General features: G+C 69.6%; 14 protein-coding genes. 12 read left to right on the top strand and 2 right to left on the bottom strand.

The features are described from left to right. The first annotated feature begins 45 nt into the window (after window positions 1-45). Entirely contained in the window at window positions 46-399 is a 354-nt protein-coding gene (locus ACFYX4_RS36065; protein WP_389342843.1) for a cupin domain-containing protein, read from the top strand. Window positions 400-438: 39 nt separating this feature from the next. On the opposite strand, the gene ACFYX4_RS36060 is transcribed toward ACFYX4_RS36065, so the two are convergent. Both ACFYX4_RS36060 and ACFYX4_RS36055 read right to left on the bottom strand, forming a co-directional pair. Then, window positions 439-1,182, bottom strand: coding sequence for an IclR family transcriptional regulator (locus ACFYX4_RS36060; protein WP_389342921.1), 744 nt, complete (start codon window positions 1,180-1,182; stop codon window positions 439-441). Between the two features lie 271 nt (window positions 1,183-1,453). Then, entirely contained in the window at window positions 1,454-2,200 is a 747-nt protein-coding gene (locus tag ACFYX4_RS36055; protein WP_389342918.1) for an IclR family transcriptional regulator, read from the bottom strand. Between the two features lie 283 nt (window positions 2,201-2,483). Here ACFYX4_RS36055 and solA point away from each other — a divergent pair, with 283 nt between their 5' ends. The 11 genes from solA to ACFYX4_RS36000 all read left to right on the top strand — a co-directional run bounded on the left by solA (window position 2,484) and on the right by ACFYX4_RS36000 (window position 14,229). Further along, a complete protein-coding gene (gene solA / locus ACFYX4_RS36050; RefSeq protein WP_389342840.1) occupies window positions 2,484-3,623 on the top strand; it encodes an N-methyl-L-tryptophan oxidase in 1,140 nt (379 codons plus the stop codon). A gap of 2 nt (window positions 3,624-3,625) precedes the next feature. Next, window positions 3,626-4,687: a succinylglutamate desuccinylase/aspartoacylase family protein gene (locus tag ACFYX4_RS36045; protein WP_389342837.1), complete on the top strand. Its 1,062-nt coding sequence runs from the start codon at window positions 3,626-3,628 to the stop codon at window positions 4,685-4,687. 78 nt (window positions 4,688-4,765) lie between these two features. Next, window positions 4,766-5,872, top strand: a complete 1,107-nt coding sequence (locus ACFYX4_RS36040; RefSeq protein ID WP_389342834.1) for an extracellular solute-binding protein — start codon at window positions 4,766-4,768, stop codon at window positions 5,870-5,872. Then, complete coding sequence (locus ACFYX4_RS36035; RefSeq protein WP_389342831.1) at window positions 5,865-7,004, top strand: ABC transporter ATP-binding protein; 1,140 nt, start codon at window positions 5,865-5,867, stop codon at window positions 7,002-7,004. Before ACFYX4_RS36040 ends, ACFYX4_RS36035 begins: the two co-directional genes overlap by 8 nt. Window positions 7,005-7,007: 3 nt before the next feature. Then, window positions 7,008-7,904 (top strand): ABC transporter permease, encoded by an 897-nt coding sequence (locus tag ACFYX4_RS36030; protein ID WP_389342828.1) that lies wholly within the window; start codon window positions 7,008-7,010, stop codon window positions 7,902-7,904. Beyond that, window positions 7,901-8,767 (top strand): ABC transporter permease, encoded by an 867-nt coding sequence (locus ACFYX4_RS36025; RefSeq protein ID WP_389342825.1) that lies wholly within the window; start codon window positions 7,901-7,903, stop codon window positions 8,765-8,767. The genes ACFYX4_RS36030 and ACFYX4_RS36025 overlap by 4 nt, the downstream gene beginning before the upstream one ends. Then, complete coding sequence (locus ACFYX4_RS36020) at window positions 8,764-10,149, top strand: aminotransferase class III-fold pyridoxal phosphate-dependent enzyme (protein WP_389342822.1); 1,386 nt, start codon at window positions 8,764-8,766, stop codon at window positions 10,147-10,149. The genes ACFYX4_RS36025 and ACFYX4_RS36020 overlap by 4 nt, the downstream gene beginning before the upstream one ends. A gap of 23 nt (window positions 10,150-10,172) precedes the next feature. Further along, the gene (locus tag ACFYX4_RS36015; protein ID WP_389342819.1) at window positions 10,173-11,126 is read left to right on the top strand and encodes a succinylglutamate desuccinylase/aspartoacylase family protein; all 954 of its coding nucleotides are present in this window, start codon (window positions 10,173-10,175) and stop codon (window positions 11,124-11,126) included. Next, window positions 11,123-12,583: an aldehyde dehydrogenase family protein gene (locus tag ACFYX4_RS36010; protein ID WP_389342816.1), complete on the top strand. Its 1,461-nt coding sequence runs from the start codon at window positions 11,123-11,125 to the stop codon at window positions 12,581-12,583. The genes ACFYX4_RS36015 and ACFYX4_RS36010 overlap by 4 nt, the downstream gene beginning before the upstream one ends. Continuing rightward, complete coding sequence (locus ACFYX4_RS36005; RefSeq protein ID WP_389342813.1) at window positions 12,580-13,518, top strand: aldo/keto reductase; 939 nt, start codon at window positions 12,580-12,582, stop codon at window positions 13,516-13,518. The genes ACFYX4_RS36010 and ACFYX4_RS36005 overlap by 4 nt, the downstream gene beginning before the upstream one ends. A 45-nt stretch (window positions 13,519-13,563) precedes the next feature. Next, window positions 13,564-14,229, top strand: coding sequence for a haloacid dehalogenase type II (locus ACFYX4_RS36000; RefSeq protein ID WP_031484183.1), 666 nt, complete (start codon window positions 13,564-13,566; stop codon window positions 14,227-14,229). Window positions 14,230-14,254: the final 25 nt, after the last annotated feature.

The raw sequence follows: 14,254 nt of genomic DNA, 5'->3' as shown, positions 1-14,254 counted from the left end.
CCCATCAGCGCCTCCGGCACATCTCCCGCCCAGGAAAGGAAGAACATGTCGTTCTTGAAGACCATCGACACCCATCCGTCCTTCGCGCCGCACGCATCCGGCCCGCTCCCGGAACGTCTGGTTTCCGGCGACCCCGCGTTCATGACCTGGCCCCAGGACATCGCCCGCGGGGAGATGATCCATACGGGAGTCTGGGAAGCGACGCCTGGCGAGACGCGCTCGATCAAGGGCGAGACCTTCGAGTTCTGCCATATCCTCGCCGGCATCGTCGAACTCACGCCGGATGGTGGCGAGCCGGTGGTCTACAAGGCAGGCGACAGCTTCGTCATGAAGCCGGGCTTCGTCGGTGTCTGGAAGACCGTCGAAACCGTGCGCAAGATCTACGTGATCGTGAAGTGATGTGTTGCTCAACCGCGCACAGAGCCGCTGGGACCGTCGTCAGGCCAGGTGCCGGGCGGTGATCTCCGCCGCCGTCTCGGCGACCAGCCGACCCAGCTCGGGCAGCCGGTCGGGCTCGAAACGGGAGTCGGGCAGGGAGACGGCCACGGCGGCCAGCGGTGTGCCCTCACCGTCGAGCACGGGTGCCGCGATGGCGCAGACACCCTGGAGGTACTGGTTGTGGTTGACGGCGTAGCCACGCTCTCTCACGCAGCGGAGCTCCGCGCGCAGTTGCCCCGGGTCGGTGATGGTCTCCTCGCCGTAACCCTCCAGCGTCACTGCGGTGACCTCGTCTATCTCGGACTTCCCCAGATGGGCGAGGACGGCGTTCCCGGCGGCGGTGGCGTGCAGGGGCGAGGTGTCGCCGATCGTGTGGAAGGTGCGTACGGCGTGGTCGCAGTCGACGCGGTCGACGACGACCATGCCGTGCAGGGCGTCCGGCACCGACAGGTGGATGGTCTCGTTCAGCTCGTCGCGGAGCCGGATCATGGGTCCACGCGCGGCGGCGAACAGGCCGGAGCCCTTCAGGGCGGCCGGGCGTACGGCCAGGACGCGGGCGCCGATCTCCCAGCGGGTGGTGTCCTTGCGGTTCGCCCGCAGCCAGCCCGCCTCGTTGAGGGTGACCAGGGTGCGCTGCACGGTGGACTTCGGCAGCCCGAAGATTTTCGTCAACTCCCCGACCGTCACGGGTTGATGTCGGGCGACCGCCTCCAGGACCCGTAGCGACCTGGTGACGCTCTTCATCTCCATCCGATGCCCCCTCAGCCCTGTGGGTTCCCGGTTCTCATTTCGTGACTCCAGCACGGAGTCACGATCACGATCCATGCCGGATTCTAGCATAGCATTCCACAATGCGGCATGTCTGCCGGGCCGCGTGGTGCGGCTGCCCTGTGTCCGGCCTTCCCCCGGCCGGGCGCGGGGCGGTGGCTGCCGTGACACACGACTGAGGGCCGGCTCGCGCGCTGACGCGTGCGGCCGGCCCTCGGTCGACGGCTTGCGGGCCGTCGTCTGCCGTTCAGGCGCCCAGACGGCGCTGTGAGATCTCCGCGGCTGTGTCGGCGACGAGACGGCCCCACTTGGCTGCACGTTCACCGTCGTACCGCGCCTCGGGCATGGAGACGGCCACGGCTGCCAGCGGGGTGCCGTCCTCGTCGAGCACGGCAGCGGCGACGGCGCAGACGCCCGGCCGGTACTGGTTGCGGTTGACCGCGTAGCCGTCGGTGCGGATCCGGTCCAGTTCGGCGCGCAGTTCGTCGGGCTCGACGGGAGTCGTGTCGCTGTACCGCTCCAGTCCCGCCGCGATGAGGTCTTCGACGTCGCGCTTCGGAAGGTGGGCGAGAGTGGCGCGCCCGACGGCGGTGGCGTGCAGGGGCGAGGTGTCGCCGATCGTGTGGAAGGTGCGTACGGCGTGGTCGCAGTCGACGCGGTCGACGACGACCATGCCCTGTAGGGCGTCCGGCACCGACAGGTGGATGGTCTCGTTCACCGCGTCCCGAAGGCGAACCATGGGTTCGCGTGCGGCGGCGAACAGGCTGGAGCCCTGTAGGGCGGCGGGTCGTACGGCCAGGACGCGGGCGCCGATCTCCCAGCGGGTGGTGTCCTTGCGGTTGGCGCGTAGCCAGCCGGCTTCCGCCAGTGTGACCAGGGTGCGCTGCACGGTGGACTTCGGCAGTCCGAAGAGCTTCGTCAACTCCCCCACGGTCACGGGCTGATGCTGGGCGACCGCCTCCAGGACGCGCAGCGACCTGGTGACGCTCTTCATTTCCATCCGGTTTCCCCCTGTTAATCCTCGAAATTTCCGCTGGACACCCTCTTGACTCCTCCCTGAAGCCGCTGTCATTCTCTGTGCCAGATTCTAGCACAGCATTCCACATAGTGGCACGGTCTTTCGAGGGGTCCCCCGGAAGTGAGCCGGACTGCGAGACGCGGCGGTTGCGAGCCGCAGGCCCACGAGGGGGCCTGGCTCCCGCCCCAAACCATCTCGAATCGAACATCCTCACGTCGAAGGCTCAGCATGCGCCTCGGCGATACGAAAGGAAAGTCCTGTGTCAGCTGCCAGGAAGCGCGTCGCGGTGGTCGGCGTCGGAACGATGGGCAGCCAGGCCGCCTGGCGGCTGGCGGCACGCGGCGCCGAGGTCGTCGGTTACGACCGCTACGCACCCGGCCACGACCGCAGCGCCGCCGGCGGCGAGACCCGCATCTTCCGCAGCGCCCACTTCGAGGACTCCCGGTACGTCCCGCTCCTCAAGCACGCCGACGCCCTCTGGGAGCAGCTCCAGCAGGAGACCGGCCGCGAGCTGCGCCGCCTGACCGGGTGCCTGCTCATGGGGCCGACCGATCACCAGCAGATGGCCACCGTCCTTCAGTCCATCGCCGAGCACGACCTCGACCACGAGGTGCTGGACGCCGAGACGCTCGCCAAGCGCTTCCCGCAGTACCGCATCGAGGACGGCGACGCGGCCGTGCTCGACCGCCGTGCCGGGTTCATCCGCCCGGAGTTGACGATCCAGACCGCCGCCCGCCGCGCCGAGCAACTGGGTGCCGTGATCCACCGCTACAGCACGGTCCGCGAGATCGTCCCCGTCGCGGGCGGAGTGGAGATCCGCACCGACTCCGGCAGCGAGCGCTTCGACACCGCCGTCGTCACGCCCGGCCCCTGGGTCAACGACCTGCTGCCCGACCTGCCCTGGGAGGTGGAGGTCCGCCGTCTCGTCAGCGCCTGGTACGTGCCCACCGCCCCCGACGCCTGGTTCGGCGAGGAGCGCCCGGCGTTCATCCGCACGGCACCCACCCACTGCTACGGCCTGCCCTCCCCGGACGGCATCTCCGTCAAGCTCGGACTGTCCCGCGCGCTGCACCGGCTCGCCGACGACCCCAACCGATTGGACCGCACCGTGCGCCCGGACGAGCTGGAGGTCTTCTCCGAGCTGATCGGGCGTTACCTGCCCGACCTGCACCCGGACCCCACCCGCCTCTCCGTCTACATGGAGGGCTACACCGAGAGCAGCCGCCCCCTGGTCGGCCCGCTGCCCGGCGCCGAGAACGTCATCCTGCTCGCCGGATTCTCCGGCCACGGCTTCAAGCTCTCGCCCGCCTTCGGCGACATCGCCGCGGACCTCGCGCTGGACGGCGCCTCGCCCCGGCCCATCGACTTCCTCTCCACCGTCGGCCGTACGGAGGCATGACCATGAACGACACCACCCTCTCCGTCGGCACCCTGGTCGCCGAGCCGGGAACCAAGGCCCGCGGCACCGTCCGCGCCGACCTGGGCACTTGCACCGCGGACATTCCGCTGACCCTCGTCAACGGGACCCGCCCCGGCCCCCGGGTCGTCATCACCGCGGGTGTGCACGGCGGCGAGTTCCCGCCCATCGACGCCGCCGTGCGACTCGCGGACGGGCTGGGACCCGACGAGGTGCACGGACAGGTGATCATCTGTCCGGTCGCCAACCCGCCCGCCGTGTACCAGGGCCGGCTCAACATCTCCCCGGTCGACGGCGTCAACCTCAACCGCGTCTTCCCCGGCGACCCGGCCGGCGGCCCCACCGAGCGGCTGGCCGCCTGGCTCTTCACCCACCTGCTCGACGCCGCCGACGTCTACATCGACCTGCACTGCGGCGGCATCGACCAGGTCCTGCGGGACTTCGTCGGCTACCGCCTCACCGGTGACCCTGACCTGGACAAGGCGACGGCCGAACTGGCGGGCTCCTTCGGCATCGAGGACGTCATCCTCGGGCTGACGCCCGAGGGAGGCAACAGCCACGCGGCCGCCGCCCGCCGGGGCATCTCGGCGGTCCTCGTCGAGGTGGGCCAGCTCGGCCAGCGGGACGAGGCCACCGCCCTCCGCCGCGTCGACGGCCTGCTGACCGCACTTCGCCATCTGGGCGTCCTCGACCAGGACGACTCCGCTCCGGCACCGATCCGCGAGTGGGTCTGGTCCGCCGGCGTCACCGCCGGGGCCACCGGCCTGTGGTACCCAGAGTTCTCCTTCGACGCCGACGTCATCGGCGAAGTCGCCGAAGGCGACCTCCTCGGCCGCATCGTCGACCCGGTCGACGGCACGGAGCACACCGTCCACGCTCCGGCCGGCGGACGGATCTTCTACGGCATGCACGGCCTCACCGTCGCCCCTGGCAAGGAACTCGCCGCCCTCGCCGTCCCGTGGGACCCCGACACGGCCGCGCGGGCCGACACCCTCCGGGCCCCCGGCCTCGGTGCCGGATCCGATGAGACGGATCCCCGCCCGTAGACCCCCCATTTCAGCCGCCCCCCTTCCCACGTCCCCAAGCCGCCCCTTCTCACGGCCAGTACCACCAGGAGGCACCAAATGAAAGATGCCCGAATAGACCGCAGACTGTTCCTGCGAGGAATAGGCGGGGTCACTGCGGGTGTCGCCGCCGCGACCACCCTCTCCGCCTGTGGTACCGGCACCAGCCGTGTGTCGTCCGGCAGCGGAGGTGAGGGCGGCAAGACGGTGGTCGTCCGTGACAGCGGCGGTTCCTACGGCGCGGCTCTGCAGAAGGCGATCTACACGCCGTTCACGCAGGAGACCGGCATCCAGGTGAAGGTGCTGAACCTGGACGACGCCCCGCTGCTGGCGCAGATCAAGCAGGGCCGCCCGCAGTGCGACCTGATCAACAACTCGATGATGTCGCACACCAAGTACGTCAAGCAGGACGCGCTGGAGGCGCTGGACCTCGACCGGCTCAAGAGCGTGAAGAGCGCGAAGATCCCCGAGAACCAGATCACCGACCATGCCATCGGCTACGGCTTCTACGGCCAGTGCATCGCGTACCGCACCGATGCCTTCGGCGGCAAGAAGCCCGAGTCATGGGCGGACTTCTGGGACACCAAGGCGTTCCAGGGCGGCCGTGCGATGTGCAATCCGGACGGCGACCTGCCGGAGCTGGAGTTCGCGCTGCTGGCCGACGGCGTGCCGATGGACAAGCTGTACCCGCTGGATGTGGACCGTGCTTTCAAGGTGCTGACGCGGCTGCGGGGCGACATCAAGAAGTTCTGGGACAGCGGCCCGCTGCCCGGTGTGCTGCTCAGCCGTCAGGAGGTGACGATGTCCACCGTCTGGGACGGCCGGATCGCTGATCTACAGAAGCAGGGCGTACCGGTCGAGAGGCAGCTCAACGGCATGCGCCGCCAGTTCTCGGGCTACGCCATCGCCAAGGGCGCGGCGAATGTGGACGCCGCCTACCAGCTCACGGACTTCGCGCTGCGTTCTGAGATCCAGGCCGACCTGGCCAAGGCCTTCCCGTTGAACCCGGCTTCCCCGCTTGCTTACGCCGAGCTCACCGAGGACGAGCGCAACGCGCTCGCGGGTGCGCCGCAGTACTACGACAAGGGTTTCGACGCGGATGTCGACTGGTGGCTGAAGAACGAGTCGGCCGTCACCAAGCGCTGGTTGGAGTGGGCTCGTGGCTGAATTCGGTATCGCCGTACCGTCGGTGGAGGTGGCCGGTGACAAGCCGGCCACCGCGACCGGTAAATCGCTGTCGGTGGTGGCCCTGCGCAAGACCTATGGTGATGTGGTCGCCGTCGACGAGGCGTCGATGGAGATCGCGGCCGGGGAGTTCGTCACCTTCCTCGGCTCCTCCGGGTCGGGCAAGACCACGACGCTGATGATGATCGCCGGGTTCTGCGAACCCGACTCCGGCACCATCACCGTCGGCGGCCGGGACGTCACCCGTCTTGCCCCGCAGAAGCGGGGCCTGGGCTTCGTCTTCCAGCAGTACCTGCTCTTCCCGCACATGACCGTGCAGGAGAACGTCGCCTTCCCGCTCACCCTGCGCGGGGTGGGCAAGGACGAGATCCGCCGCCGGGTCGGGGAGACCCTGGAGATCGCGGGCCTGTCCCGGTTCGGCGGCCGTAGGCCGCGTGAGCTGTCCGGTGGTCAGCAGCAGCGTGTCGCCCTGTGCCGGGCGCTGGTCTACCGCCCCCCGGTGATCCTCATGGACGAGCCGCTGGGCGCCCTGGACAAGAAGCTCCGCGACCAGCTCCAGGTCGAGATCAAGACCATCCAGCAGGAACTCGGCCTGACCGTCATCTATGTGACGCATGATCAGGAGGAGGCGCTGGTCATGTCCGACCGTATCGCGGTCATGCGCAACGGTCTGATCGAGCAGTTCGACACTCCGAGGGAGCTGTTCGAACGGCCGAGGACGTCGTTCGTGGCGGACTTCCTCGGTGCGGCCAACTTCCTGCCCGGCCGCATCGAACAGCACACCGACGAGCACACCCTGGTCCGCCTGGATGCCAGCGGCACTCTGCTGAAGGCGCGCCGTCACCGGCTGCCCTCCGGTACCGAGGTCAAGGTCGCTGTGCAGCCGGGTCGGCTGCGTGCGTGTGCCGCCGATGACGGGTTCTGTACCGGCACGGTCGAGACCGCCACCTATGTCGGCACCCTCGTCCGCGCCGGCGTACGCATCGACGGAGGTCAGGGGCCGCTGCTGCGCCTGGAGGTACCCGCAGGCCGGGGCCCGGTCGCGGGTGAGCGGGTCGGTCTCGGTGCGGATCCCGAGGACGTCAACCTCTTCGCTGACGAACAGGGCGGGTGAGTCATGGCCGCCACCCTCACCGCGGGGGCTCCCGCCCGTCCCCGCAAGCTGTTGGCCTCGCGCAGGACGCGGGTCGGGATCCTGTACGCGCTGCCGGTTGTCGTCTATCTGCTGGTGTTGTTCGTCTACCCGATCTTCTCCACCCTGCTGCTGAGCCTGAAGGACGCCGACGGCTCCTTCACGCTGCACTGGTACGCCGACGCCCTCACCGGCGTGAACCTGTCGGTGCTGTTCACCACCCTGCGGATCTCCGCCGAAACGGCAATCCTCAGCCTGGTGTTCGGGTTCGTGCTGGCCCAGGCGATCTGCCGGCTCAAGCCCATCCTCGCGGGCCTGGCGATGCTGGTCGTGGTCGTCCCGCACTTCGTCAGCGCCCTGGTGCGCACCTACGGCTGGATCATCATGCTCGGCGACAAGGGCCTGGTGAACGAGACTTTGACCAGCCTGTCGGTTCCCGGAGCACCCTTCCCGCTGCTCTACAACGAACTCGGCGTCGTCATCGGCACCACCTCGATGATGCTCCCCTACACCGTGCTCCTCCTGTACGGGGTGATGCGCGGGGTGGACCGCCGTCTGCTCGCGGCCGCGTCCAGCATGGGCGCGGGCAAGGTGACCATCTTCCGCCGCATCTATCTGCCGCTGGTCGCGCCGGGCCTGGCCAGCGCCGGACTGCTCAGCTTCATCCTCTCGCTGGGCTACTACATCACCCCCGCCCTGATGGGCGGCCCCAACCAGACGATGATCGCCACCCTCATCAACCAGCAGGTCACCAAGGAGAACCAGTGGAACGGAGCGGCCGCGCAAGGAGTCATCCTGCTGGTCCTCACCCTGGCCGGACTGCTCCTGGTCAAAGCCGTGACCTCGCTCGGTGCCAGCCGTAAGAAGAGGAGCGCGACATGATGGAACTGCGCAAGTCCCTCAGCGGCCGCATCGCCCTCACAGCCGTGGCCACCGTCATCCTCCTCTTCCTCGCGCTGCCGATCGTCGTCATCCTCGTCACCTCCTTCAGCAACAACGCCTTCGCCTCCTTCCCACCCGAGGCATGGACGCTGAACTGGTACAAGGCCCTGTTCGCCGACGGCAGCAAATGGCCCGCCGCCCTGTCCCTGAGCGCCCTGATCGCCGCCCTGAGCACCGTGTTCTCCCTGATCATCGGCGTCACCGCGGCGACCGCCCTGGTCCGCAGCGAACTCCCGCTGCGCTCCGCGGTCTTCGCCCTCGTGCTCGGGCCGCTGGTCATCCCCCAGATCGTCACCGCACTCGGCTTGTTCCTGCTCTTCGAGCCGGCCGCGATGCTGGGCAGCCCCATCGCCATCGCTCTCGGCCACACCGTGCTGGCCGCACCGATCGCGGTGCTGATCCTGATCGCGACCCTGCGGGGCATCGACGAACGGCTGGAGGACGCTGCGGCGAGCATGGGCGCCGGCCGCCTGACCATCGCCCGGCGCATCACCTTCCCGCTGGCTGCACCCGGGATGATCGCGGCTGCGATCTTCTCTTTCATCACCAGCTTCGACGAGTTCTACATCTCCCAGTTCCTGTCCTCGGTCGACACCGTGACTCTGCCGGTGCAGGTCTACAACTCCCTCACCTTCGAGATCGACCCGAGCGTGACCGCGGTCAGCGCGATTCTCATCGCCTTCGCCGTCGTCGCCCTGGGCCTGGTCGCCCTGGTCCGCTGGCTCGGCTCCGGACGACAGGACTCTCTGCTCTCCGTCGAGAACACCGTCGGCGTCGCCAACCCCGGAGGCGAGGCCGTATGACCACCACCGCCGCCGCTCAGCTGACCGCGGCCACCGCTCAACGGCACCTGCTGCTGCACATGACCGCCAACGGATCGCTCGGTGACGAGGGCGAAAACCTCCTTGTAGTCCAGCGGGGGGAGGGTCCGTACGTCCACGCCGCGGACGGCAGGCGATACATCGACGGCCTGTCGGGGCTGTACTGCTGCCAGCTCGGTTACTCCTACGGCGGCGAGTTCGCCGAGGCAGCCGAACGGCAACTGCGCGAGCTGTGCTACAGCCCGCTGTGGACCGGGTCCGCTCACCCCTCGGCCATCGAACTCGCCGAGCGACTGTCCTGGATCGCCCCCGTCGGCATCGAGCACACCTTCTTCTCGAGCGGCGGCGCCGAAGCCGTCGAAACCGCCTGGAAGATAGCCCGCCGCTACCACACCCTGCGCGGCGAGCCGGGCCGCACCAAAGCGATCGCCCGGCGCGGCGCCTACCACGGCCTGACCATCGGCACCCTGTCGTTCAACGACGACCCCGGCCTGACGGAGCCGTACGGCCCGCCGGCGATCGACACCCGGTTCGTGTCGAACACCAACCGCTGCGGTCTCGCACCGGAGTTCGCGGACGACGAGGTGTACACGGCTTGGCTGCTCGCGGAGTTGGAGGCCGCGATCCTGACCGAGGGCCCCGAGACCGTCGCGATGCTCATCGCCGAGCCGGTGCAGAACCGGGGCGGCTGCATCACCCCGCCCCAGGGTTACTGGCAGGGGTTGCGGGCGCTGGCCGACCGGTACGGCTTCCTGCTCGTCGCCGACGAGGTCATCACGGCCTTCGGCCGGATCGGCGAGTGGTTCGGCGGGGACCGCTACGGCGCCCGCCCGGACATGGTCACCGTCGCCAAGGGCATCACCGCCGGATACGCCCCCCTGGGCGCGACCCTGGTCGGCGCCAAGATCACCGAGGTCATCAACCGGCCCGGTGCGGTCCTCAACCACGGCTACACCTTCGCCGGGCACCCGCTGAGCACGGCCATCGCCCTGCGCAACCTGGAGATCATGGATCGCGACCGCGTCCTGGACAACGTCCGCCGTCTCCAGGGCGACCTGGGCAAACGCATGGCGGCCCTCAAGGACCTGCCGATCGTCGGTGACGTCCGCGGCACCGGGTTCTTCTACTCCTGCGAACTCGTCGGCGACCTCGATGACGGCGCTTTCAGCGCCAAGGCCCGAGCCGCCCTGATCGGCGACCTGATCCCGCGTCGGCTGCGTGAAGCCGGGCTGCTGGCCCGCGTCTACAACCGCTCCGCGCCGCTGGTCCAGATAGCGCCCCCGCTGATCAGCGACCGCGCCGTCCTCGACCGTATCGCCGCGATCATCGCCGGCACCCTCGCCGAGGCGTCGTCCCGCATCTGATCCATCTATTGGGAAGGAACCACATGTACTCCATCGGTCCGCTGACCGTCGCCCCCGGCGAGCGTGCGCACGGCCTCATCCCCGTCGGCACCAGCAGCTACGGCGTGGAGCTCGGCATTCCGCTGATCGTCGTCAACGGCGTCCAGGACGGCCCGGTCCTGTGTGTGGACGCGGGCGTGCACGGCGACGAGTACGACGGCCAGGAGGCCATCCGCCGTGTGCTCGCCGAGCTCGACCCGGCCACGCTGCGCGGCACCGTCGTCGGCATCCCCTGCCTGAACACCCCGGCCTTCGAGGCGGCCGCCCGCGCCAGCGGCATCGACCACCTCAACCTCAACCGGATCTTCCCGGGCGACGCCGAGGGCTCGTACTCGCAGCGTCTGGCCGCCACCTTCGTCGAGCAGGTCGTGCCGGCCGTCGACGCCGTGGTCGACCTGCACACCGGTGGCGCCTACGGCGAGATCGCCCCCCTCGTCATCCTCCAGGGCGGCTACGAGAACCTGGCGACGGACCTGGCCCTGGCCGCCGGGCACGAGCTGGTCTGGAAGGGCGGCAAGTGGGGCGGCACGGTCCGCCACCCCGTCCTCGAGGCCGGCAAGCCCGCCATCACCATCGAGTGCGGCGGCGCCACCTACCGCGAGACCAACGTCGAGCATCACATGAACTCGATCCGCAACATCCTGCGCAGCCTCGGCATGATCGACGGCGAGGCATCGCTGCGGGACACCTATACGACGGTCTCCGGCACCTTCGCCCGCTCCGCCTCCGGCGGCTTCTTCGTCGCACGCGCCGAGCCGGGGGAGACCTGCAAGGAAGGCGACCTGATCGCCCACATCGTCGACCACTACGGCAACACGCTGGAAGAGGTCACCGCGCCGCAGGACGGCATCGTGCTCTGGGTCCGCCGGATCCGCACGGTCCGCCCGGGCGACGAGGTCGTCATCTTCGGCGAGGTGCTGGGGGAGATCCAGCCATGAGCGACGAACTGCAGCTGACCGAGCTGCTGATCGACGGCAAGCACGTCCCCGCCGCCGACGGACGCTCCTTCACCGTCCTCGACCCGTCGAACGACACGGCCATCGCCCAGGTGGCGCTGGCCGGCAAGGCGGACGTGGACCAGGCGGTGGCCGCCGCACGCGCGGCCTTCACCGCTCCCGAGTGGGCCGGGATGCGTGCCGCGGACCGGGGGCGCATCCTGTACCGGATCGCGGAGGCCATCCGCTACCAGGGCGAACGTCTGGCCCGTCTGGAGAGCCAGGACGTCGGCAAGCCGCTGCGCCAGGCGAAGGCGGATGTCGAAGCGGCCGCCCGCTACTTCGAGTTCTACGCGGGCGTCGCCGACAAGCTCGGCGGCTCGACTATCCCGCTCGGCCCCGGCCTGCTCGACTACACCGTCCGTGAGCCGATCGGCGTCTCCGGCCACATCATCCCGTTCAACTACCCCCTCCAGAACACCGCGAGGGGCTCCGCCCCGGCGCTGGCAGCGGGCTGCACGGTGGTGCTCAAGCCGTCCCCCGAGGCGCCGCTGACCCCGCTGGAGATCGGCAGGATCGCCCTGGATTGCGGTCTCCCGCCGGGCGTGCTGAACGTCGTCCCCGGCGACGGCGAGACCGGCGCGGCCCTCGCCGGCCACCCGGACATCGACCAGGTCACCTTCACCGGCTCGGTGCCGACCGGCATCAAGGTCGCCCAGGCGGCCGCCGCCAACGTGGTTCCCTCGGTCACGGAACTGGGCGGCAAGTCGCCGGTCGTCGTCTTCGCGGACGCCGACTTCGACCTGGCGCTCGGCGCAGTCGCCGCCTCGGCCTTCGGCAACGCCGGGCAGACCTGCTCGGCCGGCACCCGGCTGCTCCTCCAGCGCGGTGCCGAGGAGTTCCTGGACAAGCTCGTCGCGCACGCCGCCGCCCTCAGCATCGGCCCCGGTCTCAGCGACCCGGACGTCGGCCCCCTCGTCGCCGCACGCCAGCGGGACCGGGTCCTCGGCTACCTCGAACTGGCCCGCGAGGAAGGCGCCGTGGCACGGGCCGGCGGAGGCGCCCCCGCCGACCCCGAATTGGCCGACGGCTACTACGTCCGGCCGACCGTCCTCACCGGACTGGACAACCAGGCCCGGTGCGCCCGCGAGGAGATCTTCGGCCCCGTCGTCACGGTCATCGAGTTCGACGACGCGGCCGAGGCCCTGGAGATCGCCAACGACAGCCCGTACGGCCTCGCCTCGTACGTGTGGACCCGCGACATCGACAAGGCGATGCGGATGGCCGAGGGCATCCGGGCCGGTCAGGTCTATGTCAACGCCACCGGCGTCGGCACCGGCGTCGAGCTGCCCTTCGGCGGCTACAAGCACAGCGGCTGGGGCCGGGAGAAGGGTCTCGAAGGCCTGGCCAGCTACCTGCAGACCAAGAACGTCTGCATCGGGTTCGGGAACCGGTCATGAGATACCGCAAACTCGGAGAGCGCGGCCCGGCCGTGTCGGTGGTCGGCGTCGGCGGCAACAACTTCGGCGCCCGCCTCGACGAGGAGGGCACCAAGGCCGTCGTCCATGCCGCGCTCGACGCGGGGATCACCCTGTTCGACACCGCCGACATGTACGGCGGGTCGGGTGAGGGGGGTGGCTCGCGCGGCGACGGCGAACGGCTCCTCGGGGCCGCGCTCAAGGGCAGCCGCGACCACGTGGTGCTGGCCACCAAGTTCGGCATGGAGATGGGCCGGGACGCCGACATGTACGGCCCGCGCGGGGCCCGGGCCTACATCCGGTACGCGGTCGAGGCATCGCTGACCCGGCTCGGCACCGACCGGATCGACCTGTACCAGTACCACGAGCCGGACGGCGTCACGCCGTTGGAGGAGACGGTCGCCGCCCTCCGGGAGCTGGTCCACGAGGGCAAGATCCGGTACGTCGGCTGCTCCAACCTCCCGGCCGAGCACGTCACGGACGCCTTCGTGTCCACCCAGGACCGGTACCACCTGCTCGACCGCGGCGTGGAGCAGGACCTGATCCCGGCCTGCCTGCGCCACGGCGTAGGTCTGCTGCCGTACTACCCGCTGGCCAACGGCCTGCTCAGCGGCAAGTACCGGCGCGGCGAGAAGCCCCCGCCCGGCAGCCGGCTGTCCTGGCGGCAGGGCTGGCTCACCGATGCGGCCCTCGACAAGGTCGAGGCGCTCACCGAGTACGGCGCCGATCGCGGTCTGACCCTCCTCCAGGTCGCGGTCGGCGCACTGGCGGCCCTCCCCGCCGTGGGCTCCGTCATCTGCGGAGCCATGACCCCCGAACAGGTCGCCGCCAACGCGGCGGCGGCCGACTGGATACCGAGCCCGGCCGACCTGGCCGTACTCGACGCGATCGTCGCCCCCGGCGAACGCGTCGTCTGAAGCCCCCACCCACTCTGGAAACCCGCGAGACTGAGGCTGAACACCATGAGAGAGATCGTCACCTTCGACGCCTACGCCACCTTGATCAACTTCGAGCTCGGCCCCACGACCCTGAAGGTCCTGGAGGACCGGCTCGATCTGGACAACCTGGATGTCGACGAGTTCCTCGACGACTTCCGCGTCATGCGCTTCCAGGCCGTCCTGGAGGCCTACCGCCCCTACCACGAGGTCCTGCACTCCAGCCTGCGCAATGCCATGCGCCTGCACGGCCTGGAGTACCGCGAGACCGACGGCGAGGCCCTCGTGGACGCCGTCCCCACCTTCGGCCCCTGGCCGGAGGTCCCGGAGGCCCTGCGGAAGCTGAAGACCAAGTACGAGATCGCCATCATCTCCAACTCCGACGACAACCTGATCGCGCGGAACGTCGAGAACATCGGCGTCGAGTTCGACTACGTCATCACCGCCCAGCAGGCCGGCGCCTACAAGCCGGACCGCCAGACCTTCAAGCACGCCTTCCGGACCATGGGCGTCGAGTCGTCGCAGGTCATTCACGTCGCCCAGGGCTGGGAGTACGACCACATCCCCACCCGCGACCTCGGCCTGAAGCGCCGGGTGTGGATCAACCGCTACGGCCGCAAGGGCAGCGCCGACTACCAGCCCTACGACGAGCTGCCCGACCTGTCGGGCCTGCCGAAGCTCCTCGGCTGCTGACCCACGGCGCACCGGCGACACAGGA

It is taken from the genome of Streptomyces sp. NPDC002328 (genome assembly GCF_042890065.1).
Classification (GTDB): Bacteria; Actinomycetota; Actinomycetes; order Streptomycetales; family Streptomycetaceae; genus Streptomyces.
This window is presented reverse-complemented; position numbering and strand designations above follow the sequence as displayed.

Excerpts from the sequence above, each read along its gene's own strand:
- ACFYX4_RS36045 (WP_389342837.1), top strand. The coding sequence starts at position 3,626 with ATGAACGACACCACCCTCTCCGTCGGCACCCTGGTCGCCGAGCCGGGA.
- ACFYX4_RS36020 (WP_389342822.1), top strand. The coding sequence starts at position 8,764 with ATGACCACCACCGCCGCCGCTCAGCTGACCGCGGCCACCGCTCAACGG.
- ACFYX4_RS36065 (WP_389342843.1), top strand. The coding sequence starts at position 46 with ATGTCGTTCTTGAAGACCATCGACACCCATCCGTCCTTCGCGCCGCAC.
- ACFYX4_RS36010 (WP_389342816.1), top strand. The coding sequence starts at position 11,123 with ATGAGCGACGAACTGCAGCTGACCGAGCTGCTGATCGACGGCAAGCAC.
- ACFYX4_RS36015 (WP_389342819.1), top strand. The coding sequence starts at position 10,173 with ATGTACTCCATCGGTCCGCTGACCGTCGCCCCCGGCGAGCGTGCGCAC.
- ACFYX4_RS36000 (WP_031484183.1), top strand. The coding sequence starts at position 13,564 with ATGAGAGAGATCGTCACCTTCGACGCCTACGCCACCTTGATCAACTTC.
- ACFYX4_RS36040 (WP_389342834.1), top strand. The coding sequence starts at position 4,766 with ATGAAAGATGCCCGAATAGACCGCAGACTGTTCCTGCGAGGAATAGGC.
- ACFYX4_RS36005 (WP_389342813.1), top strand. The coding sequence starts at position 12,580 with ATGAGATACCGCAAACTCGGAGAGCGCGGCCCGGCCGTGTCGGTGGTC.
- ACFYX4_RS36060 (WP_389342921.1), bottom strand. The coding sequence starts at position 1,182 with ATGAAGAGCGTCACCAGGTCGCTACGGGTCCTGGAGGCGGTCGCCCGA.
- ACFYX4_RS36055 (WP_389342918.1), bottom strand. The coding sequence starts at position 2,200 with ATGAAGAGCGTCACCAGGTCGCTGCGCGTCCTGGAGGCGGTCGCCCAG.
- ACFYX4_RS36025 (WP_389342825.1), top strand. The coding sequence starts at position 7,901 with ATGATGGAACTGCGCAAGTCCCTCAGCGGCCGCATCGCCCTCACAGCC.
- ACFYX4_RS36030 (WP_389342828.1), top strand. The coding sequence starts at position 7,008 with ATGGCCGCCACCCTCACCGCGGGGGCTCCCGCCCGTCCCCGCAAGCTG.